Origin of the sequence: Streptococcus sp. CCH8-H5, from assembly GCF_001556505.1 — a bacterium.
Lineage (GTDB): Bacteria > Bacillota > Bacilli > Lactobacillales > Streptococcaceae > Streptococcus.
This window is the reverse complement of record NZ_LSIZ01000123.1, coordinates 1-208: the sequence shown is the minus strand read 5'-3', so window position 1 is coordinate 208 and position 208 is coordinate 1. Positions and strand designations below refer to the sequence as shown.

The following is a 208-nucleotide window of genomic DNA, read 5'->3' as shown; positions in this document are numbered from 1 at the left end:
GTGTCTGTCGCCACTTTAGGATCACTTGCGTCTGATGTGTTACCTGCCGCATCTGTTGCTTTAGCTGTTACATTTCCTGCTGGAATATCAACTGTTGGTGTGATGGTTACTTTACCATTGCTAGCAGCCGTTCCTTCACCAATCTTGTTGCCATCTTTATCGTAAAGAGCAACAGTTGAGCCTGGTTCTGCAGTTACTTCTACTGATG

General features: G+C 45.2%; 1 protein-coding gene. It reads right to left on the bottom strand.

Features of this window, described 5'->3' with window-relative positions:
- The coding region (locus AX663_RS10835; RefSeq protein ID WP_231724224.1) for an Ig-like domain-containing protein at window positions 1–208 on the bottom strand (208 nt) is incomplete at both ends.